The organism is Nitratireductor sp. J20-h4 (assembly GCF_056780505.1).
On sequence record NZ_CM165557.1, the window covers coordinates 395,336 to 417,159 of the forward strand.

General features: G+C 67.2%; 18 protein-coding genes. 8 read left to right on the forward strand and 10 right to left on the reverse strand.

Annotation, left to right across the window (positions count from 1 at the left end; translation table 11 throughout):
- Positions 1 to 86 precede the first annotated feature (86 nt).
- Both ampH and ACT2B0_RS01960 read left to right on the forward strand, forming a co-directional pair.
- Complete coding sequence (gene ampH, locus ACT2B0_RS01955; RefSeq protein WP_473460856.1) at positions 87 to 1,238, forward strand: D-alanyl-D-alanine-carboxypeptidase/endopeptidase AmpH; 1,152 nt, start codon at positions 87 to 89, stop codon at positions 1,236 to 1,238.
- 209 nt (positions 1,239 to 1,447) lie between these two features.
- Entirely contained in the window at positions 1,448 to 2,272 is an 825-nt protein-coding gene (locus ACT2B0_RS01960) for a DMT family transporter (RefSeq protein ID WP_481658443.1), read from the forward strand.
- A gap of 24 nt (positions 2,273 to 2,296) precedes the next feature.
- On the opposite strand, the gene dgcN is transcribed toward ACT2B0_RS01960, so the two are convergent.
- The 3 genes from dgcN to ACT2B0_RS01975 all read right to left on the reverse strand — a co-directional run bounded on the left by dgcN (position 2,297) and on the right by ACT2B0_RS01975 (position 4,787).
- Positions 2,297 to 3,295 (reverse strand): N-acetyltransferase DgcN, encoded by a 999-nt coding sequence (gene dgcN / locus ACT2B0_RS01965; RefSeq protein WP_473460857.1) that lies wholly within the window; start codon positions 3,293 to 3,295, stop codon positions 2,297 to 2,299.
- A gap of 83 nt (positions 3,296 to 3,378) precedes the next feature.
- Positions 3,379 to 3,657, reverse strand: a complete 279-nt coding sequence (locus tag ACT2B0_RS01970; protein WP_473460859.1) for a MoaD/ThiS family protein — start codon at positions 3,655 to 3,657, stop codon at positions 3,379 to 3,381.
- 47 nt (positions 3,658 to 3,704) lie between these two features.
- Complete coding sequence (locus ACT2B0_RS01975) at positions 3,705 to 4,787, reverse strand: WD40/YVTN/BNR-like repeat-containing protein (protein ID WP_348452577.1); 1,083 nt, start codon at positions 4,785 to 4,787, stop codon at positions 3,705 to 3,707.
- A 62-nt stretch (positions 4,788 to 4,849) separates the two neighbouring features.
- On the opposite strand from ACT2B0_RS01975, the gene ACT2B0_RS01980 reads away from it, so the two are divergent.
- Entirely contained in the window at positions 4,850 to 5,296 is a 447-nt protein-coding gene (locus ACT2B0_RS01980) for a MarR family winged helix-turn-helix transcriptional regulator (RefSeq protein ID WP_473460861.1), read from the forward strand.
- 23 nt (positions 5,297 to 5,319) lie between these two features.
- On the opposite strand, the gene ACT2B0_RS01985 is transcribed toward ACT2B0_RS01980, so the two are convergent.
- On the reverse strand, positions 5,320 to 6,273 hold the full coding sequence (locus ACT2B0_RS01985) for an NAD(P)H-dependent flavin oxidoreductase (protein ID WP_473460863.1): 954 nt from the start codon (positions 6,271 to 6,273) through the stop codon (positions 5,320 to 5,322).
- A gap of 256 nt (positions 6,274 to 6,529) precedes the next feature.
- Here ACT2B0_RS01985 and ACT2B0_RS01990 point away from each other — a divergent pair, with 256 nt between their 5' ends.
- On the forward strand, positions 6,530 to 7,726 hold the full coding sequence (locus ACT2B0_RS01990) for a hypothetical protein (RefSeq protein WP_473460865.1): 1,197 nt from the start codon (positions 6,530 to 6,532) through the stop codon (positions 7,724 to 7,726).
- Between the two features lie 5 nt (positions 7,727 to 7,731).
- On the opposite strand, the gene ACT2B0_RS01995 is transcribed toward ACT2B0_RS01990, so the two are convergent.
- Complete coding sequence (locus ACT2B0_RS01995; protein ID WP_473460867.1) at positions 7,732 to 9,333, reverse strand: cisplatin damage response ATP-dependent DNA ligase; 1,602 nt, start codon at positions 9,331 to 9,333, stop codon at positions 7,732 to 7,734.
- Positions 9,333 to 10,343: a ligase-associated DNA damage response exonuclease gene (locus ACT2B0_RS02000; protein ID WP_473460869.1), complete on the reverse strand. Its 1,011-nt coding sequence runs from the start codon at positions 10,341 to 10,343 to the stop codon at positions 9,333 to 9,335. Before ACT2B0_RS02000 ends, ACT2B0_RS01995 begins: the two co-directional genes overlap by 1 nt.
- Before the next feature lie 114 nt (positions 10,344 to 10,457).
- Between ACT2B0_RS02000 and ACT2B0_RS02005 the strand changes: the two genes are divergently transcribed.
- The 3 genes from ACT2B0_RS02005 to pdeM are packed head-to-tail and all read left to right on the forward strand — an operon-like array spanning position 10,458 to position 14,701.
- Positions 10,458 to 11,435, forward strand: a complete 978-nt coding sequence (locus ACT2B0_RS02005) for a class I SAM-dependent DNA methyltransferase (RefSeq protein ID WP_473460870.1) — start codon at positions 10,458 to 10,460, stop codon at positions 11,433 to 11,435.
- 39 nt (positions 11,436 to 11,474) lie between these two features.
- On the forward strand, positions 11,475 to 13,997 hold the full coding sequence (locus ACT2B0_RS02010) for a ligase-associated DNA damage response DEXH box helicase (RefSeq protein ID WP_473460872.1): 2,523 nt from the start codon (positions 11,475 to 11,477) through the stop codon (positions 13,995 to 13,997).
- Entirely contained in the window at positions 13,994 to 14,701 is a 708-nt protein-coding gene (gene pdeM, locus ACT2B0_RS02015) for a ligase-associated DNA damage response endonuclease PdeM (protein ID WP_473460874.1), read from the forward strand. Before ACT2B0_RS02010 ends, pdeM begins: the two co-directional genes overlap by 4 nt.
- A 13-nt stretch (positions 14,702 to 14,714) precedes the next feature.
- Here the strand turns inward: pdeM and ACT2B0_RS02020 are convergent, their stop codons facing one another.
- The 4 genes from ACT2B0_RS02020 to ACT2B0_RS02035 form a co-directional block, all read right to left on the reverse strand.
- Positions 14,715 to 15,182 (reverse strand): DUF3429 family protein, encoded by a 468-nt coding sequence (locus ACT2B0_RS02020; RefSeq protein WP_473460876.1) that lies wholly within the window; start codon positions 15,180 to 15,182, stop codon positions 14,715 to 14,717.
- Between the two features lie 30 nt (positions 15,183 to 15,212).
- Positions 15,213 to 16,037, reverse strand: a complete 825-nt coding sequence (locus ACT2B0_RS02025; protein ID WP_473460877.1) for a TIGR02186 family protein — start codon at positions 16,035 to 16,037, stop codon at positions 15,213 to 15,215.
- Positions 16,037 to 16,960, reverse strand: coding sequence for a sulfite exporter TauE/SafE family protein (locus ACT2B0_RS02030; protein ID WP_473460878.1), 924 nt, complete (start codon positions 16,958 to 16,960; stop codon positions 16,037 to 16,039). The genes ACT2B0_RS02025 and ACT2B0_RS02030 overlap by 1 nt, the downstream gene beginning before the upstream one ends.
- A 204-nt stretch (positions 16,961 to 17,164) precedes the next feature.
- Entirely contained in the window at positions 17,165 to 20,863 is a 3,699-nt protein-coding gene (locus ACT2B0_RS02035; RefSeq protein ID WP_473460880.1) for a peptidoglycan-binding protein, read from the reverse strand.
- A gap of 471 nt (positions 20,864 to 21,334) precedes the next feature.
- Between ACT2B0_RS02035 and ACT2B0_RS02040 the strand changes: the two genes are divergently transcribed.
- Positions 21,335 to 21,790 (forward strand): MerR family transcriptional regulator, encoded by a 456-nt coding sequence (locus ACT2B0_RS02040; RefSeq protein WP_473466201.1) that lies wholly within the window; start codon positions 21,335 to 21,337, stop codon positions 21,788 to 21,790.
- Positions 21,791 to 21,824 lie beyond the last annotated feature (34 nt).

A 21,824-nucleotide genomic window follows, 5' to 3' on the forward strand; every position in this document is an offset into this window, starting at 1 on the left:
ACGATCCTTGCCGGTGGACAGGGGGCGGCAAAACCGCGTAATTCGGCCTGCCGCCCGATTGTCGATCCGCAAACCGGAGTAAACCCATGGTCCGCCTGTGCCGGCAGCTCGCCGCTGCCCTTCTTGCTTTGTCGGTTGCCGGCCTTTCCGCCACTTCGGCCACGGCCGATCCGCTCCTCGACGAGACGGTTTCGTTCGCTGCCGAGATCTTCTTTCTCGACGTCGACGTGCCCGGCGTCGTCGTGGCCGCCGTCAAGGATGGCGAGACGACGGTGGTCGGGCTTGGCGAGACCCGCAAGGGCAACGGTGTTGCGCCGACCGGTGACACGGTGTTGCGCATCGGCTCCATCACCAAGGCCTTCACCGGCGCGATGCTTGCCCACGCGGCCGCCGCGGGCGAAGCCGGCTTCACCGATCCGGTTGCGCCGCTTCTGCCCGGCGCGCTCGGCGTGGCGGCGGCCAAACGCCCGGCGATCAGCTTGATCGATCTCGCCACCCATGCCGGCGGCCTGCCGCGCGAGGTGCCGCGCACGCCCGGTCCCGACGCCGATCCGTTTTCCACCATCACCGACGACGCTTTTGCGAGCTGGCTCCAGGACAATGCCTTGCTGTTTCGACCGGGCAGCGCCTTGCTTTACTCCAATTTCGGCTTCGACCTTCTGTCGGCGGCGCTGGCCACGGCAGGCAAGAAACCCTACCCGCAACTGCTTGCCGAGCGCGCTACCGGTCCGCTCGGCATGGCCGACACGCGTTTCGATCTCGCCGGCGATATGGCCGACCGGCTGATGAGCGGCCACGGGTTCGATGGCGCGCCGTTGCCGGATGTGCCTTCGGGGGAAGTGATCACCGGCTCGGGCGGCCTGCGCAGCACGGCCAACGACCTGCTGCGCTGGCTGCAATGGCATCTCGACGCCGCCGCCGACGGGCCGTCCCGCGAGGCGCGGTTCCTCGATCACGGCGTCTATGTTCAACGCGACGGGCTGGAGACCGTGGTCGGGATGGATGAATCCGGCCGCATGGACGGCATGGGGCTTGGGTGGGTGGCGATGTACGCGACCGGGCAGCGCCCGTTCATCTTGCAAAAGGCCGGCGGGCTGCAGGGACAGATGTCTTATCTCGCCTTTGCGCCGGAAAAGCGTGTCGGCATCTTCGTGAGCATGAACAAGTTCGATTTTTCCGCCGCCTACGCGATGGCTGCGTTCGGCAATCAGCTCCTCGTCCAACTGGCCGGCGATTGACGTCGGTCCTCGACTGCGGATGCGCGGCAAGGCGGGCAGGCGCACTGGCCGCGCCGCTTGCCGGCCTTGGCCCATTTTGCCGGTCAGGCCGGGTGACTAACCTCAAACGATGACCAACGACCGTCCCCTTCTCGGCATCGCACTGATGACCGGCTTCTGCGCACTGGCGCCGCTGGGCGATTTCGATCGCCAAGATCCTCGGCGACACAGTGCCGCTGATCCAGCTTCTGCTTGTGCGCTTCGCCCTCCAGGGTCTGCTGCTGCTGCCCTGGGTCGGCTGGCGGACGATCCGGCCGGCGCTGTCGCGCCGCTTCCTGTGGCTGACCGGACTGCGCACGGTTTTCCACATGATCGGCATCGGGGCGATGTTCGCCTCGCTGCGCTACCTGCCGCTGGCCGATGCGATCGCCATCGCTTTCGTCATGCCTTTCATCATGCTGTTGCTCGGCAAGCTGGTGCTCAAGGAGGAGGTCGGCCCGCGCCGGCTCGCCGCCTGCGCCGTCGGTTTCGCGGGCACGCTGCTTGTCATCCAGCCCAGTTTCCAGACTGTCGGCTGGCCGGCTTTGTTGCCGCTTCTCGTCGCGGTGGCGTTTTCCTTTTTCATGCTGGTGACCCGCCAGCTCGCCCGCGAAAGCGATCCGATCGCGCTGCAGGCGGTCAGCGGCCTGATGGCCAGCGTCGTGCTGGCGGTCGCGGTCGGCATCGGCTGGCGCTTCGCCATCCCCCACCTGACGATGATCGCTCCCGACGCGACCGAGATCGCACTTCTGGCCACGATCGGCGTCCTGGGCACGTTGGCCCACCTGCTGATGACCTGGTCGCTGCGCTTCGCGCCGGCCTCGACGCTGGCGCCGATGCAATATCTCGAGATCCCGTTTGCCACCGTCATCGGCTGGGTGATCTTCCGCGATCTTCCCAACGGGCTCGCCGCGCTGGGGATCGCGATCACCGTCGCCGCCGGGCTCTATATCGTCGTGCGGGAACGCAGCCTGGCGCGGGCGCAAAAAACCGTGTCGCCGGCGGCCGCGGAATAGAAGGGCAGGGCCTGAAAGACCGCTTTACGCCGGCAGCGCGTCGACCAGACGCTCGGCGCCGTCGCGGAACGGATCGACGGTCGGCAGCCCCATCCGGCTTTCGATGGCCGACAGGCACCCGGCCGCCTCTTCCGGGCTCAAGGCGGCTGTATTGACCGAGATTCCGGTCACGCGGACCTCGGGATTGACGATCCGGGCGACCGACAGGGAAAGGTCGCGCAACTCTTCCAGCGATGGCAGCCCGTAATGCGGCAGGCCGCGCATATGGGTACGGGTCGGTTCGTGGCACAGCACCAGCGCGTCGGGCTGGCCGCCGTGGATCAGCGCCATCGTCACGCCGGAAAAGGACGGGTGAAACAGGCTGCCCTGGCCTTCGATCAGGTCCCAGTGGTCGTCGTCGTTATCCGGCGTCAGCCATTCGACCGCGCCGGCCATGAAGTCGGCCACCACCGCGTCGAGCGGGATGCCCGAGCCGGTGATCAGGATGCCGGTCTGGCCGGTGGCGCGGAATGTCGCCTTCATCGCCCGGTCGCGCATGGTCTTTTCCATGGCGAGCGCGGTGTACATCTTGCCGACCGAGCAATCCGTGCCGACCGCCAGACAACGCTTGCCCGCGCGCTTCTTGCCGTCGGCGATCGGGTAGGTGTCTTGCGGCACGCGAACGTCGAACAGCCGGGTGCCGGCATCGCGCGCGGCCGCGACGAGTTCGGGAATGTCGGCAAGCTGATTGTGCAGGCCCGAGGCGACGTCCATGCCGGCGCGGCAGGCCTCGACAAGGCTGGTGCGCCAGTTTTCGGCGATGACGCCGCCGCGATTGGCTGCGCCGACGATCATCGTTTGCGCGCCGGCGGCGCGGGCCTCGGCGATGCTCATCTCAGCCAGGCCGAGATCGGCCTTGCAGCCGTCGAGCCGGTGCTGGGCGAGCGCGAATTCCGGCCGCCAGTCCTTGATGCCCTGGGCCACCTTGGCCGCGAGCGGATCCGGCGCATCGCCGAGAAAAAGCAGATAGGGTGTCTTGAGCATGGGCGTCGCGGAATTCCTGAAGACCATTGCCGACCGGCCCGCGAAAGAGACGCAGGCCGGTCGGCAATGTCAAGCGGTGCGTTTCATCCGCCGCTGATCGCGGTGAGGATGTGGACGTGGGCGCCCGGCTCGAGCGCTGCTTCGAGTGTACGGCGCTCGCCGTTTACGAACACGTTCATGTGCCGGCGTATCGCCGGCCGTGTGTCGCAGATCCGGTCGCGCATGCCCGGCCAGCGCCGGTCGAGCGCGTCGATCAGGCCGCGCACGCTGTCGGCCTCCACCTCGAGCTGGCGCGGCGCGCCCGGAAACAGGTCGGCCAGCACGCCGGCCAGCGTCACCCGCACCGGTCTTGATCCCGTCATCGACAAAGTCCCTCCAGGCAGGTGAGGCGGATGAAGCGGATTCGACCCTAACCGTCGAGTACCATCGTTTCCACCGACAGGATCGCCGGCAGGTGCTGGGCGATCGGCTGCCAGTTCTCGCCTTCGTCGGCGCTGGCAAACAGCGCCCCGCCGCTGGTGCCGAAATAGACCCCGGCCGGATCGAGCCGGTCGCTCGCCATTGCCTGGCGCAGGACGCCGAAATAGGCGTTTTCCTGCGGCAGGCCGCGGCGCAGATCCTGCCAGTTTTCGCCGCCGTCGCGGGTGCGCCAGACCGCGGCCCTGGCGTCGGGCACATAGCGGCCGGCCGAATCGCCGTTGAGCGGCAGCAAAAACAGCGTGTCGGGCTGGCGGGGATGCGCGGCGGCGGGAAAACCGAACGAGGAGGGCAGGCCGTCCTCGATGCTGCGCCAGTTTCGCCCGCCATCGTCGCTGCGATACATGCCGCAATGGTTCTGCTGGTAGAGCCGGTCGGGCATGCCGGGCGCCATCACCAGGCAGTGCACGCATTGACCGAATTCGGGATAGTTCTGTCCCTCGGGCAAAAAATCGGCGCGCGTGCCCAGATTGCGCGGCTCCCAGTTGTCGCCACCATCGGCGCTGTAAAACACGCCGGCGGCCGAAATGCCGACCCAGATGCGTTTGGCGTCGGTCGGATCGAAAACCAGCGAGTGCAGGATGAGGCCGGCGCCGCCCGGGTTCCATTCGGGCCGGCTCGGATGTTGCTGCAGCCCGTCCAGATGGCGCCAGCTTGCGCCGTCGTCTTCGCTCTTGAACAGGCCGGCCGGCTGCACCCCGGCATAGAGCCCGTCTGGCGCCAGCGCCAGGCTCCAGCCGGCCGCGACCGGCTCCTTGCCCTCTTCATAGGCGAGCCCGTCGCTGGAATGTGTCCAACTCGCGCCGAGGTCGGGTGACTTCCAGACCGCCGGGCCGAACCATTCATTGCCGCCGGTGCCGTAGATCGTGCCGGTTTGCGGATCGCCGATGACATGGTTCATCGGCCACGTCTCGCAAAAAGGGCCGCGCAAGGTCCAGCCCTGGCGGGCTTCGTCGCTCTCGGCGATGAAGGCGCCCTTTTTGGTTCCGATCAGAACGACGATCTTGGTGGGCATTGCGCTTCTCCTCGTGCCGCCTGTGCTGGACAACGCGTTGATATCAACATAATAGAATGACCATGTCAAAACCCGAATCGCTGACCTTCGCCACCACGCTGGAAGTCCGCGATGCCTGCCTTTGTCTCCACGTCCAGCGGGCAGCGCGCGCCCTGGCGCGCCATTTCGACGAGGCGCTGCGCCCATACGGATTGTCGAACGGTCAGTTTTCCCTGCTGATGGCGCTGAACCGGCCCGAGCCGCCGCGCATGAAGGACGTCGCCGCCACGCTCGCTATGGATCGGACCACGTTGACGGCCGCGCTCAAGCCGCTGGAAAGGCGCGGCCTGGCCGCTTCCGTCGTCGACCCGGCCGACCGGCGCAACCGGGTGCTTCATCTGACCGAGACCGGCCGCGCGACGCTGGCCGCCGCCCTGCCGGCCTGGCGCGCAAGCCACGCCGCAATCGAGGCCAGGCTGCCGCGCGGCGATGGCGACGGCTTGCGCGCCGCCCTGCTGGCCTTGTCGTAGCCGGCCGCGGTGTCGTCGCCCGGTTACGCGGCCAGTCGGGTCCGGGCGGCCTCGTATTCCATGGCGAGACGATCGACAAGTTCGGCCGCGCCGACGATTTCGTCGATGGCGCCGATGCCCTGGCCGCAGCCCCAGATCTGCTTCCAGGCCTTGGTTTCGCGGCTGTCGAAATTCATCTGCGACGGATCGGAGACCGGCAGGTTGGCCGGGTCGAGCCCCTGGGCCTCGATCGAGCCCTTGAGGTAGTTGCCGTGCACGCCGGTGAACAGGTTGGAATAGACGATGTCGGCCGCCTTGGAATCCACGATCATCTGCTTGTAGTCCTCGACCGCCCGCGCCTCGTGCGTGGCGATGAAGGGCGAGCCGATATAGGCCATGTCGGCGCCCATCGCCTCGGCCGCCAGGATCGCGCCGCCATTGGCGATCGCCCCCGACAGAAGCAGCGGTCCGTCGAACCATTGCCGGATTTCCTGGATCAGCGCGAACGGCGACAGCGTGCCGGCGTGGCCGCCGGCGCCGGCGGCGACCGCGATCAGCCCGTCGGCGCCCTTTTCGATCGCCTTGCGCGCGTGCCGGTCGTGAATGATGTCATGCAGCACGATGCCGCCATAGGAGTGAACGGCCTGGTTGACCTCCTCGACCGCGCCGAGCGAGGTGATGACGATCGGCACCTTGTGCTCGACACAGGCCCGCAAATCGTGATCGAGGCGCGAATTCGACTTGTGCACGATCTGGTTGACCGCGAACGGCGCCGCCGGGCGGTCGGGGTTTTTGGCGTCGTGGTCGGCGAGCGTTTCGGTGATCTCGGCCAGCCAGTCGTGCAGCTGGGCCTCGGGCCGGGCGTTGAGGGCGGGAAAGGCGCCGACGATGCCGGCCTTGCATTGCGCCAGCACGAGCGGCGGGTGCGAGATGATGAACAGCGGCGACCCGACTACCGGAATCCTGAGGTTTTTCTTCAAAATGTCGGGCAGCGCCATGCCTGTCTCCCGCTTCGGTTTGATTGACGTTTCCGTAAACGTCGCTTTTCTAGCAGATGCCGTCGGGCAGGCAACCGGGAATCTCGTCCGGTCGGGGGCCCGATCCCGGCCGGTGCGATGGTTTGGCCACTGACTGTTGCCATAGGGGCATCATCGTCCGGAATCGTCGTCCGCGTCGTTCAGAGCCGGCCGGGTTTTGTTGATTGACGGCGTCGCTGCCGCTAACGGTTACAAAAGGCGTAACGGGAATGGTGCATTGAACCCGATTGAAAAGGCGATCAGGAACGCTCTCGACAAGGGCGATGCCGGCGACCGCGCTTTTCGCGAAAAGGTCTACCGATCCGTTCACGCGGCGCTCGAAAGAACGCTGCAGGCAAATCCCGGCGTCACGCCCGATATCCTGCGCCAGCGCCGCCAGGCGCTGAAGACGGCGATCAGCGCCATCGAATCCGAATTCATTCCCGCCGTGGCGCCGCCGACCACGGCTTCGGAGCGGCCGCGCGCGCGCGGCGAAGACCCGGCCAACGATGCGCCGCCCGCGCCCCCGGTGGAGATCGGCTCACGCGAGCCGGCCGTCGGCAAGGCGCCGGTCGTCGACCCGGACGGGTCCGGCAAAGCGGCGGCCGCCGTGCCGCCGGTGGCGGTGACAACACCGCGCCGCCCGGAAGCCGCCGACCTGCGGCCTGAGCGGCGGCATCCGGCGGGGCGGCGCGAACCCGCATTCGAGCCCGAAACAACGCGAGCCGCAAGCGCCGAGCGCAACGAAGGCGGCAATTTGCGCGCCGAAACCCGGCCCGCGCCGCGTCGTCGGCGCGGACGGCTGTTTGCCGGGCTGTTTTTGGCCACGACCGTCGTGGCGGCGGTCAGTATCGGCGTGTGGTGGGTCGCCGAACAGGGGCTGCTGCTTTCGCCCGAGGAGCGCGACACCTCCGTGCCCAACCCGCCCAAGACGCTCGAGGAAGAGGAATTCCAACCCGCCGACCCGCCGCGGCTTGGAAGCGAGCCGAGCGAAGAGCAGAACTGGATCACGATTTTTTCCCCGGACAATCCCGGCGCGGTGGTCACGCCGGCCGGGGCGAGCGCGGAGGTCGTGGACGCCGACGGCGAGCCGGCGCTGCGCATTCGCGGCGAGGGCGCCGAAACACCGATCCTGTTCGATGTCGGCCAGGGCGTCTTGCAGCAGATCGCCGGCCGTCGCGCTTTGTTCGACATCGTCGCGCGCGCCGAGGAAGGCCAGGAGACCCAGGTTTCCGTCACCTGCAATTTTGGCGAACTGGGCGATTGCGGCCGCAACCGTTACAGCGTCGTGCCGACGCGGTCGGACTACCTGTTCGATCTTACCATGCCGGACGCGGCGCCTGGAGCCGCCGGCACGATCGCGATCGTGCCCGACGTCGACGCCGGCGCCAGAGCGATCGAGGTCTTCGAGATCCGCGTGTCGATTTCGCAATAGCCGGTCTACCGGTCGAGCAGCGCCTGAAGGCTCTCCAGCCGGTCGGCCTCGGCGGCCGGCTTGTCCCAGCGCAGGCGCGCAATGCGCGGAAAGCGCATGGCGAGACCCGAGCGATGCCGCTTCGAGCGGTTGAGCCCCTCGAAGGCGATTTCCAGCACCAGCCCGTGTCCGGGCTCGGCCCGCACCGCCCTGACCGGGCCGTAGCGCTCGACCGTGTTGTCGCGCACGAATTTGTCGATCTGTCGCAATTCCGCGTCGGTGAAGCCGAAATAGGCCTTGCCGACCGGGACAAGCTCCGGCGCCTCCGGCGGGCCGGTCCACACACCGAACGTGTAGTCCGAATAATAGCTCGACCGTTTGCCGTGACCGCGCTGGGCGTACATCAGCACCGCGTCGACGGTGAAGGGATCGCGCTTCCACTTGAACCAGGGACCTTTCGGCCGTCCGGCGACATAGGCTGCGTCCCAGCGCTTGAGCATGACGCCTTCGATCACCGGGTGCGGCGGCGTGCGCCGCAACGCCTCGAGCGCGCTCCAGTTCTCGAACCCGACCAGCGGCGACAGGTCGAATTTCGGTGAGGCGAGCGTGCCGACAAAACCTTCCAGCCTTGTGCGTCGTTCGCGAAAGGGTTTGTCGCGCAGCGTCTCGCCCTCGATCTGCAACAAATCGTAGCAGCGGATGAAGGCCGGATGGGTCTCCAGCGTACGGGCCGAAACCGTCTTGCGGTTGAGCCGCTGCTGCAGGTCGGAAAAGCTGCCGGTCTCTCCGTCGGGTCGGCCGACCAGCAATTCGCCATCGAGCGCGGCCTCGAAATCGAGACGGTCGATTATGTCGGGAAAGGCGGCGGAGATGTCGTCCCCGGTGCGTGAATAGAGCCGGGCGCGGCCCTGTTCCGACACTGCCTGCACGCGGATGCCGTCCCATTTCCATTCGGCCGCATAGTCGTCGGGATCGAGGGTCTCCAGGTCGCGCTCGCCGAGCGGACTGGCGAGCATGACCGGCTTGAACAGCGCCGGCGCGGTCGTCGCCGGCCGCTCCGCGCGCCCTTCGAGCCAGGCGAACAGGCTGAGATAAGGCGGTTCCAGCCCGTGCCACAATTCCTCGATCTCGGCGATGTCGACACCCCCCATCGCCGCCAGCGCCCGTTTTGCGCTGCGCGCCGACACGCCGATCCTGAGGCCGCCGGTGGCGAGCTTGATCAGTGCAAAGCGGGCCGAGGCGTCGAGCCGGTCGAGTAGGCCCGCGACGACGGTCGCACCGCGCACCCGTCCGGCCGCCGTCAAAGCGTCGACGACCTCGCCGAGACCTGGCGACGGGCCGTCGGGCGGCTCGTCCGGGGCGGGCCACGCCAGCGAGACCGTTTCGGCGAGATCGCCGACATAATCGTAGGAATAGGCAAACAGCACCGGGTCCATGCGTTCGCCGATAAGGCCGCGCAGCATGGCCGGCTTGACGCCGGGAATGTCGAGGTCTCCTGTCAGTGCCGCCAGCGCCAGGCCGCGATCGGGGTCCGGCGTCGTTGAGAAATAGTCGACCAGCAGCCTGAGCTTGGCGTTGCGCGACGGCGTCAGCACCAGCCGGTCGAGCAGTTCGGCGAAGCGGTCCATCAGTCGCCCTCGTCCTCGTAGCCGACGAGGTGGAGCGGTCGGGCCCTGACGCCGTTGAGTTCGCACCAGCGCACCAGGGCTTCCTCTCGGCCATGCGTGACCCACACCTCGCCGGCGCCGGTCTCGCCGATCGTGGCGACCAGTTCGTCCCAGTCGGCATGGTCCGACACGATCAGCGGCAGCTCGACGCCACGCTGTCTGGCGCGTTGGCGGATAAGCATCCAGCCGGACGCAAAGGCCGACACGGGGTCGGGGAAGCGCCGCGCCCAGCGCTCGGCGAAGGCGGCCGGCGGGCCGATCACGATCTTGCCGGCGAAACGGCCAGGGTCGCCGTCGTCGACGGTCGCCGGCGCGAGCGGACCGAGCGCGATGCCGCGGCTTTCGTAATAGGCGCACAGTTTTTCCAGCGCGCCGTGAATGTGGATGGGGCCGTCATGGCCGGCGGCGCGCAAAAGCGCGATCACGCGCTGCGCCTTGCCGAGCGAATAGGCACCGACCAGATGGGCGCGTTCGGGAAACTGGGTCACCGATTTGATCAGCCGGGCGATCTCGCCGCGGTCGTCGGGATGGCGGAAGACCGGCAGGGCGAAGGTGGCTTCGGTGATGAAGACGTCGCAGGCGACCGGCTCGAATCCCTGGCAGGTCGGGTCGCGCCGGCGCTTGTAGTCGCCGGAGGCGACGATGCGCAGCCCGTCCTTTTCGACCGCGATCTGGGCCGAGCCCAGAACGTGGCCGGCGGGATGAAACGAGATCCGTACCCCGCCGAGCGTCGTCGTCTCGCCCAGCCTTGCGGCCTGGGTGCTGGCGGCGAAATCCGCGCCGTAACGCAGCGCCATGATGTCGAGCGTCTCCCGTGTGGCCATAACGGCCCGGTGGCCGGAGCGCGCATGGTCGGCATGGCCGTGCGTGATCAGCGCGCGCGCGACCGGTCGAACCGGGTCGATGAAGAAATCCCCGGCCGGGCAATAAAGCCCCTCAGGGCGCGGATGAAGCAGGTCCGAGGCGCGCATGCAGGCAAGATAGCGCGTTGCCGACCAGGTGGAAGCCCGTTGAAAAATCCTCTTGCCAAAGTCGCAAGGCCGATGGATAAGCCTCGCCCGCTTTTTGCGGTTTGGAAAAACCGAATGACCGTATCCCGTTATTCTTCCGGAGACCGCATCGCCGACCGTCGGGCGGACTATGCCGCGATGTTGTGGGATATGGGCGACAGGCACGCCGCCATCGATCTGCTGGCCGACGCGCTGGCCCTGGCGCCCGGCTGGGCGCCGGGCTGGTTCCGGCTCGGTGAGATGCGCGAGGAGACGGGCGATCTGGCCGGCGCGGCCGGAGCCTGGACCGAGGCGCTGCGGCTCGATCCTCCCGATCGCATGGGCGCCAGCCTCAAACTCGGTCTGATCGGGGCCGCGCAGGGGATCGAGGCGGCGCCGGCCGCCTTCGTGGAAGCGCTGTTCGACCAATATGCGGATCGTTTCGACGTGTCGCTGGTCGAGAAGCTCGGCTACCGGGTGCCCGATCTGATCGCCGAGGCTCTCGCCGGTTTGGGCGCGAGCGCCTTCGCGCATGTCGTCGATCTGGGCTGCGGCACCGGGCTGATGGGCGAGAGGCTGCGCGGCCGGGCCAGTTTCCTCGAGGGCAACGACATTTCGCGGGCGATGTTGCGCAAGGCCGAAGCGAAACGGTTTTACGATCGTCTCGACCGTGTCGACCTTTGCTTCATGGAGGCCGGGGCGCGCCGGGCGGATCTTGTCGTCGCCGCCGACGTGCTGATCTATCTCGGCGCACTGGACCGGATCGTGTCGGTGGTCGCGGACATGCTGAAGCCGGACGGACTGTTCGCCTTTTCGGTCGAACTCCACGATGGCCCGGAGCCGATGGTCCTGCGGCCGTCGCGGCGTTTCGCACATGCCCCGCATCACTTGCGGGCGCTGCTGACGCGCTACGGTCTCGACCTCGTTTTCGTCGAAGAGACGGCGTTGCGGCGCGATCGCGACGAGGCCGTTTCCGGCCTGATCGTCGTCGCGCGCCGCACCGCCGATGCCGGCGCTGCGGAAATGCTCGACGATCCCCACGCCATCGAGCTCACCCGCAGGGCGGTGCGATAGCCGCTTGGCGACCGCTTCGTTCTGGTTTAGTTCTGCCGTGTGAGCGAACAGATCGGCCTTTTCGACGGCGAGACCGCCGCGCGCCTGCCCGACCCCTTCCTGCGCTGGTTCGCCGAACGGGGCTGGTCGCCGCGCGCGCACCAGATCGAGCTTCTGGCCCGTACCCAGCGCGGCGCCTCGGTTCTACTGATCGCGCCCACCGGCGCGGGCAAGACGCTGGCCGGCTTCCTGCCCAGCCTGACCGAACTCGCCGCCCGTGCGCCGCGCAAGCCCGGGGCGACCTTTCGCGGCGTGCACACGCTTTACATCTCGCCGCTCAAGGCGCTTGCCGTCGACATCGAACGCAATCTGGGCAAGCCGGTCGCCGAGATGGGGCTACCGATCGCCATCGAGACACGCACCGGCGACACGCCCACCCACAAGCGGCAGCGCCAGAAACACGTTCCGCCCGACATCCTGCTGACCACGCCAGAACAACTGGCGCTGTTGATCGCGTCGGCGGATGCTGAACGTTTCTTCGCCGGACTGCGTTTCGTGGTTTTCGACGAACTGCATTCGCTGGTCGTTTCCAAGCGCGGTCATCTGTTGTCGCTTGGGTTGGCGCGGCTGCGCCGGCTCGCGCCGGAGCTGCAGACCATCGGCCTGTCGGCGACGGTCGCCGACCCAGACGCGCTCCGGCGCTGGCTGGTGCCGCAGCAGCCGCCCGGCCGCATGGCCGATCGCATCGTGGTCGAGGGCGGGGCCAAGCCTGAGATCACCATTCTCGCCTCCGACGAGCGCGTACCCTGGGCCGGCCACTCGGCCCGCTACGCCGTGCCCGAGCTTTACCAGGCGATCCGCCGTCACAACACCACGCTCCTATTCGTTAACACGCGCAGCCAGGCCGAAATCCTGTTTCAGGAACTGTGGCGCGTGAACGAGGACAGCCTGCCGATCGCGCTGCATCACGGATCGCTCGACGTCGGCCAGCGCCGCAAGGTGGAAAAGGCGATGGCAGACAACGCCCTGCGCGCCATCGTCGCGACCTCGACCCTCGATCTCGGCATCGACTGGGGCGATGTCGACCTGGTCGTGCATGTCGGCGCACCCAAGGGCGCCAGCCGGCTCGCCCAGCGCATCGGTCGCTCCAACCATCGCATGGACGAGCCGAGCCGCGCCATCCTCGTGCCGGCCAACCGCTTCGAGGTGATGGAATGCCGCGCCGCTCTCGAGGCCAATTATATCGGCGCCCAGGACACGCCCCCTTTGCTCGACGGCACGCTTGACGTTCTTGCCCAGCACGTGCTGGGCGCGGCCTGCGCGGCGCCGTTTTCGGCCGACGCGCTGTTTGAGGAAATCCGAACCGCCGCGCCCTATGCCGCGCTCGACCGCGCCACGTTCGACAAGGTGATCGATTTCGTCGCCACCGGAGGCTACGCGCTCAAAAGCTACGAGCGCTATGCGCGCATTCGCCGTACCAAGGACGGGCTGTGGCGCATCAGCCATCCGCGCGTCGCCCAGCAATACAGGCTGAATGTCGGCACGATCATCGAGGCGCCGATGCTCAATGTGCGTTATGTGCGCGCCGGTCGTGGCACCGCCTCGCGCGGCGGACCGGTGCTCGGCAAGGTCGAGGAATATTTCCTGGAGACGCTGAGCCCCGGCGACACGTTCATGTTTTCCGGCAAGGTGCTGCGTTTCGAGGGCATCCGCGAGAACGAGGCCTATGTGTCCAACGCCGCCGGCAACGACGCGATGGTTCCCTCCTATGCCGGCGGCAAGTTTCCGCTGTCGAGCTATCTCGCCGATCAGGTGCGCGGCATTATTGCCGATCCGGCGCGCTGGCAGGCCTTGCCGGCGCAGGTTGCGGACTGGCTGCGCCTGCAGCGCGACAAATCGGTGCTGCCGAAGCGCCGCGATCTGCTGGTGGAAACCTTTCCGCGCGGCGACCGCCACTACATGATCGTCTATCCCTTCGAGGGACGGCTGGCGCACCAGACGCTCAGCATGCTGCTGACGCGCCGGCTGGAGCGCGCCCGCGCCCAGCCGCTCGGCTTCGTCGCCAGCGAGTACGCGCTGGCGATCTGGGGCCTGCGCGACATGGGCTCCATGATCGGGACGGGACGCCTGTCGCTGACCGAACTGTTCGACGAAGACATGCTGGGCGACGACCTCGAAGCCTGGCTGGCCGAGAGCTGGCTGTTGAAACGCACGTTCCGCGCTTGCGCGGTGATCGCCGGCCTGATCGAGAAACGCTATCCCGGCCAGGAGAAGTCCGGCCGCCAGGTGACCGTCTCGGCGGACTTGATCTACGATGTCCTGCGCGCCCACGAGCCCGACCACATCCTGTTGCGCGCGACCCGCGCCGATGCCGCCGCCGGCCTGCTCGACATCCATAGGCTTGGCGAAATGCTGTCGCGGATTCGCGGGCGAATCGTGCATAAGCATCTGGAGCGCATTTCGCCGCTCGCCGTACCGGTCATGCTGGAGATCGGGCGCGAGCCGGTAGCGGGCGAGGCCAACGACGTGTTGTTGTCGGAGGCCGCCGGCGATTTGATCGAGGAAGCGATGGGACCGACATGAACCTCGCAGTCAGGCCACCGGAGGCGACCCGGCTCGCCGACCTGAACGGCGAGGCGGCGTTGCTCGACCATCGTGGGGCGCTGTTCTTGCCCGACCACCGCCTGCTGGTGGTCTCGGACCTGCATCTGGAAAAGGGCTCGGCGCTGGCCCGGCGCGGAACGATGATGCCGCCTTACGATTCGGCCGCCACGCTGGCGCTGCTGGCCACGGTCGTCGAGGAGCACAGGCCCGAGATCGTCATCAGCCTGGGCGACAGTTTTCACGACGGCTGGGGCGCCGAACGCATGCCAGACCCGTTCCGGGCGCGATTGCTGGCACTGATGGACGGTCGCGACTGGTTCTGGGTCGCGGGCAATCACGATCCGGAACCGCCCGCCGGCCTGCCCGGATCGACGGTGCGCGAAATCGCCGTCGGGCAGCTGGTGTTTCGCCACGAGCCGACCCGCGGCGACGCGGCCGGCGAGGTCGCCGGCCATCTCCACCCCGGTGCGCGGATCGTGCGGCGCGGGCGCTCGGTGCGACGGCGCTGTTTCGCCACCGACGGGCGGCGGCTGGTAATGCCGGCCTTCGGCGCCTTCACCGGCATGCTGAACCTGCGCGAGCGGGTGCTGTGGGATCTGTTCGAGCCGGCGCGCCTGCGCGCCTACATGCTGGGGGCCGACCGTGTCTATCCGATCGCGGGCGCCGTGCTGCGTCCGGGATAGGCCGGCGGCGCTTCTATGCGCTCGCCAGAAAGGCGACCACCATGGCGCCGACGGTCAGCACCGTCGCGACAAGCCGGGCGCGGGCGAACCAGGCGGGCGTGCTGCTTTCATGCGCGGCAAACGCGTCCCAGGCGCCCTGCGCGGCGAACGCGACGGCAAACAGCGCGAAGCCGTGCGGCGCGGCCACGAACCAAAGCGCCAAGCCGACGAGCAGCGCCAGCACACCGGCCGCCAGGTCGCCCGGTGCGGCCGCCTGGTCGTGCGCGGTCTGCGCCGCGGCCCCCCAGCGCATGCCGCCGACGAAACACAGCATCAGCGCCGCATAGGCTTTCAGGAGATCGATGGTCGGGCCGCGCCAGGGATGGTCGTCGGCGATCCCCGCAAGCCAAAGGGCAAGCACGAGGAATGGCGCCAGAACGAGTGCGGACAGGACGCGGAAATTGCGGGGCGGCGGTGCCGGCTGCTCGTCTGGATCGGACATTGCAGGCGTTGGCCTCCTGTCGGGTGAACGTCAGTCGCGCCGGAAGACGATACGCCCCAGCCAGCCGGTGAATACTGCCAGAACCGCAGCGAAAATCCCGTAAAACAGGCTGTATTCATGTGCCAGGCGGAACACGCTCTGCTCGAAGCCGGCTTTCACGATGACGAGCTGGGCGGAGTTTTCCTTGATGAAGATGCCGTTGCGGAACAGGAAGGCGCGTGCCTTGTGGGTGCCCACCGGCACGTTGGGGGCGAGCGTCAGCGTCGCGCGAAACAGGCTCTGGGTGAGGAACTGCACGCCGCCGATGCGTTCCGAATAAAGCCCCGTCGTCTTCTTCAACTGCCTGAGCGCGGCCTCGAACTCCTTGACGGTGGCCGTGTCGACGTCCTTGTCGAGCGGTTCGATGTAGATGTTGTCTGCGCCGAGCGCGAGCTGGCGATAGTTGATCGGGTCGGTGATGTCCTGCGGAACCCGCGTCGTAGCGACCGAATAGGAAACCGGCACATTCACGAATATCTCGGACTGGGTGTTCATCCACACGCCGAGAATGCGCTGCTTGCGCCGGACCATGACCGGGCGGGCCGGCCCTTCCAGCACGACGATGACGTCGTAGCGTCCCTGCCTGTTGATCAGGGGATCGGCATTGTCGAGCGCGCCGAAGATCGTCAGGTCGGCGCCGGAAAAATCCGAGGTGATCGAAATCCTGTCCGTGGACAGGCCGATCTGGATGCTTTCCACATTCGCCGGCGGCTCCGGTTCCGCACGCGTCACCGGGCCCTGCGCCTGCGCGCCGGCCACCGCCAGGAAAAGCGAAAGCACGGCCATGGCGGGGAGGGACGCGCTGCCCACGAGCATTACAAGGCCCCCAGCGCCGACAGCGAATACAGGTTGGGCGGGCGCACGAACAGGTCGTAGGCCAGACGGAGCGCGACGGCGAGCACCAGCGAGGCAAGCAGGGCACGCAACTGCTCGCCGCGCAGTTTTTGCCCGGCCTTGGCGCCGTATTGTGCGCCGGCGACGCCGCCCACCATCAGCGCCATGGCCAGAATGATGTCGACCGTCTGGTTGGTGGTGGCGTGGACGATGGTGGTGTAGGCCGACACGACCACGATCTGGAACAGCGACGTGCCGATGACGACATTGGTCGGCACCTTCAAGAGATAGATCATCGCCGGCACCATGATGAAGCCGCCGCCCACGCCCATGATCGAGGCCAGGAATCCGATCGCCGCGCCGAGCACCAGCACCGGAATGATGCTGACGAACAATTTCGAGGCGCGAAAGCGCATCTTCAGCGGCAACCGGTGGATCCAGTTGTGCTGGCCCGGCCTTTTAAGGTTCGGGTTGACGCCGCGCCGTGCGTTGCGGATGGCGTTGACGCTCTCGACAAACATCATGCCGCCGACCGTGCCCAGCAGGACGACGTAGAGCAGCGACACCAACAGGTCGAGCTGTCCCATCTGCCGCAGCAGCGAAAAGACGTAGATGCCTAGCGTCGAGCCGACGATGCCGCCGGCCAACAGCACCGTTCCAAGCTTCATGTCCAGCGTGCCGCGCTTGAAATGCGCCAGCGCGCCGGAAAACGACGAGGCCACGACCTGGTTGGCGCCGGTGGCGACCGCGATCGCGGGCGGGATGTTGTAAAAGATCAGAAGCGGCGTGATCAGGAAGCCGCCGCCCACGCCGAACAGCCCGGACAAAAATCCGACCGCCGCGCCCATGGTCAGGAGCACGAAGATATTGACTGACATTTCAGCGATGGGAAGATAAATGCCCACGCGACGAACTCGACCGATCTACCTGAGACAAGAGCCTGATTTGGCTCTTACATTATCGTAGGAAGCTTAAGGTGTTCTTGCGCCGACATTGAGGCCATGTCAAACGCCGCACCGCCAGCCAAACGGCAAATCGCGCTGCCGGCGAGGACGGAAGACGGGAAATGCGTTTCGGTGTCGCCGAGAACGGTCGGGGAGCCGGACGGCTCAGTCCTTTTCGAGCAGCGAGCGCACCAGCGCCTCGTCGATCTTCCCGGTCGGCTCCATGCCCTGTTCGGCCTGGTAGGCGGCGATCGCGGTCTGTGTCCTGGCGCCCATGATGCCGTCGGCCGGCCCGGCATTGAAGCCGCGCTTGTTGAGGATGTCCTGGACCGCCCGGATCGCCTGCTTGACGTCGACGGCGGCGGTTACGGTCTCGCTCTCGCGCCAGGATTCGGGAATGTCGATTGTGTTGGCTTCCTCCACGACCGGCTTGGGCTTCCACAGTTCGGTGGCCGCGCGCGCCTTGGCAAGCTGTTCCGGCCGCAGCGCCTTGGCGACTTCGTCACGTTTGGTCGCCGCATCCTTGTCGCCGGCCTCCGCGACCAGCGCGAACCATTTGTAGGATTCTTCCAGATTTTGCGGCACGCCGAGGCCCTTGGCGGCCAGGATGCCGAGATTGAACTGGCTGTCCTTAACGCCGAGCTCGGCCGCTTTCATGAACCAGCGCGCCGCGGAATCATTGTCGCGCGGTCCGTCGCCGCCCATGGCGAACAGCACCGCCAGATTGTGCATGGCGCTGGCATTGCCCTGGTCGGCGGCCAACTGGTACCAGGTCTTGGCCTTGGCGAGGTCGCGCTCCACGCCGACGCCTTTTTCGTAAAGATTGCCGATCCGGTACTGGGCCGGGGCCAGCCCGAGCTCCGCCGAACGCTCGTACCACTGCGCGGCCTTGGCCATGTCGGCGTCGGTGCCGCGGCCCTGCTGGTAACGGTTGCCGATTTCGAACATGGCGCGCGCGTCGCCGTCTTGCGCGGCCTCGCGCAGCGGCAGCGGTCCCGCTTCGTCAGGCACCGGCGCAAAGCGTGTGGCCGCCGCCTCGGTTGGCTGAAGGTCGGGCTCGGCTGCGAGGTCGACAGCGTCCGGCATTGCCTGTTCGGGCTCCGCCGTGGCCGTGACCATGTCCGGCGCCAGCGCGGCGGTGTCGGTATCCTCGCCGGTTCGCGGCTCCATCTCCGCGTCCGCCTCACGCGCCATATCGGCCGGATCGCCGATCATGCGCACCGGCTCGGTTCCGGTCTCCTCCGCCGGGGCCCCGTCGGTCTCCAGCATCGGCGCGCTCGCCACCAAGGGCTGCTCGACGGGAGCATCGATGTCGCCGCCGGCGATGTCCTGCGAGCCGCCGATAAAGGCCTTGCCGAGTTGCAGGCCGGCCAGCGCCATCATGATCGCGGCGGCCGCCATCAGGATCGGCTTGCGCTTGGCGCGCAGAAACTCGGCGCCGCTCAACTTGCGGGATTTCTTGCCCTTGTCGGAATCGCGCTTGAAGGAGTCAGCCTCCGCGGCGGCCGCCTGGGCGGCGCGCCGGGCGGCGGCGATGAAATCGGCCTTGGCCGCGCCCGGGTCGCGGCCGGAAGCCGCCTGGGCGCGTTCGGTCCTGACGCGTTTCATGATCGCGTTCAGATTGGGCGCACCCGAACCGGGTTCGAGCGGACGGTCGACGGCTTCGGGGTCGAGCGGCTCGGCGTTCTCCAGCGGCGCCGACAGGCTGGGTTCGGCCTTGTCCTTGCGCGGAGCGTCGTCCTTGTCTTTGCCCTTCTTTCCCGTCAGCGCGCGCGCCAAACCGCCCAGCATCGACGCCTTGGCCGGTGCGGGGGTTGGCTCGTCGTCGACGACGGCGCTGACGGCCGCCTTCGCGGCGGCGGCGGCCGCCTCCGCCGGCGAGCGGCTGGCGGCGAGTGGCTCGGGCGCGAAATCGCCGGACAGCGCCGGCTCGGGCAGTCTCGGCTCCAGGGCGTCTGCGACGTCCTCGGGCGCGATCGACGGGGCACTGGCGACCGGTAGCTTGGCCTTGACGGCCGGCTGGCCTTGTCTGGTTTCCAGGGTGCCGAGCCGGTCGACCACTTTCAGGAGCGTGTCGTGGATCGCCTCGAAAGTCCGCGAATTGCGTTCGTCGGATTTGCGCATCAACCCTTCGAGCGTTTTCAGGTCGCCGGCGAGCAGGGTCGCGTCCTCGTCGGCGATACCGGCGGTGTCGAGTGACCGGACGGCGTTTTCGGCCGCTTCGCGCGCCGCCGCGACGATCATGTCGCGCTGCTCGCTCAAGGAACGTTCGATGTCATCCAGGCGCGGCGACAGCGCCCCGAGATCGTCGCTCGGCTTGGCCGGCCGGGACAGATGCGCGGTCAGGTCGGCAACCTGGCTTTCCAGGCTGCGAATGAGATCGGAATCGATCTCGGAACTGCGCTGGCTCGACAGGTCAAGGCGCTCGGAGATTTCAGATAACCGGCGTTCCAGATCGGCCGCGAGTTGAGGCTGCACCACCGCCCGGCTTTCGATGCGGTCGTTCAGGTCGGCGAATTTCTCGTCGAGGGCACGCAGCAATTGCGGATCGGTGACCGGTGCCGCGGTGCTTTGGTCGGCGATCTGCGCGTGCAGATCCTCCAGCCGCCGGTCGAGCTCCTTGAACAGCGATTTGCTCTCGGCCTGCGAGTGCCCCTGCCGCTCGTCGATGAAGGCCGCCATTTCCGACAGGCGCCGTTCCAGGCCGTCGACGATCTCCTCGCCGCCAGCATGGCCGGCGCCGTCATCCAGCTTGGCGGCGATGCTGGCGACCTGGGCGGTCAGGTGCTCGATCGCCCGTTCTGGCATCGCGACGCGGCTGGCAACGTCTTCGACGCGCCTGGACAGCGCTTCCATGCGCTGCAAGAGCTTGTCGCCGGGCGCCTCGCTGGCGACATCCTCAAGCAGTTCGGCCAGCGCCGAAATGCGGGCCTCGATACGATCCAGGGGCGCGTGGTCGACGGGCTGACTGCCGGACGATGCCGCGATCGCGCGCGAGATCTCGTCGAGCCGGTCCTCGAGCTTGTCGATCAGGGCGGTGTCGGGGTGCGTCGTCTGGGCGGCGAAATGTTCCAGGGCCGTGGCGAGCGAACGCACCTTGTCTTCCAGCGAGCGCAGCGACAGCGAATCGGGCAAGTTTCCGACCGCCGCGCTGATCTGTTCGAGCCGGTCGGACAGGACGCGGATCTCGGGATCGGATGCGCCTCCGGCCGCGCGGTCGTGCAATTGCTCCCATCTCTGGTCCAGCGAGCGGACCGTGTCCTCGCGTGCCAGTTCCGAGAGCGATTGGCGCACCTGTTCCAGCTCGAGCCGCAGCAGGCCGATGCCGCGATCGCCGCTGCGTTCGGCGGCCGACTGGATCGTTTCGGAGAGGCGTTCCAGCTCCGCGTGCAGCGCCTGGCTGTCGGCCAGCGGGCCGCGCTGCGCGGCGACGCCGTCGATCTTATGACGCAGCGCGGCGAATTCCTGGTGCAGATCGGCAGCGATCTGCTGGTGCAATTCCCGGCGCAGCGCCTTCAGGTCGCCGGCCAGGGCGCGGTCGGCGCTTTCGCCGTGGCCGTCGTCGTCGAGCCGTGTTCGCGACCGTTCCCAGGGATAGGGCCTGAGCCGGACATCCTCGCGCATCGGGCGTTCTTGCTCCGAGAGCGCGCGTTCCAGCGACGTTCCCGCGGCCAGGCGCCGATCCCGGCGCGAGCCGGTGCCGATGCCTTCGGACTGCAGACCGCGTTCGCCCGCCCCGTCGCGGTGTCTGCCGAAGCGGCTTTCGAGATCATCGAGTGTTTGACTGAGATCCTCGATCGACGTGCGAGGCCGCCTTTGGCGCCCGGCATTGAGGGACTCGAGATAGGAACGATGGCTGCTCATCAAGGCGTCCGTTCGGGTTTGGCATCACGGGCGGGTGCCCGGTTTGACAACAGGGTGCACCGTCGGGCTGATCACAAAGGCTGGCCGCTTGCGGGCCGGCTGCGCGGGCAATGTGCCATCAACCCCGGTGCGCATCGCCGTGAAGAACGCGAAACAGAATAACCACGGAAAATCGACAGCCGAACAATTCCCCACACGTGGTAAACAAGGCGTTAACCAAACTTACCAAAGTGCTGAGCCTTGCCCGTATTTGCCGGAGAAGGGGGCTTCTCCGTCAAGGATTGAAACAGTTTGTCGTCAAACTTGAATTGAAATTCCCCGGCTGAACACTAGGTGCACTGCACAATCGGGTCGCCGATGGCATGATTCGCGATTGCGCGGCCAACCCAGCGACAAAGCTGACGGGAATGATTGGCGAACGATGCGTTTTCGCTCTGCCGCCGGTCACACGCTTTTTGGAACCTGCACATGATGAAGACCGTCTCAGCCATCGAAGCGATGGCCAATGCCTCCGAGGCGTTCGCCGAGCCCCCGGACGGCTATGCGCGCATCGGCGATCTGGCCAGGAATTTTGGCGTATCGTTGCGCACATTGCGTTTCTACGAGGACAAGGGGCTGCTGAGCCCGCGCCGCGACGGCAGCGCGCGGCTTTATTCGCGGCGCGAAAGCGCGCGATTGAGGCTGATCCTGCTTGGCCGTCAGGTGGGCTTCTCGCTGCGCGAGATCAAGCAGATGCTCGATCTCTACGATCCGTCGGGCAGCAATGCAAAGCAGCTCAAGGTAACGCTGGAAAAATCGGAAAAGCAGCTCGCACGCCTTCAAAAACAGCGCGCGGCGATCAGCGAGGCGATCACGCAGCTCGAGACCGTCGCCGACATGGTGCGCGACCGGCTCTCGCAGCGGACCGTGTCGGCCGCAGCCTCCTGAGGCGCAGCCACGATCGCACATTTCGACGCAGCGG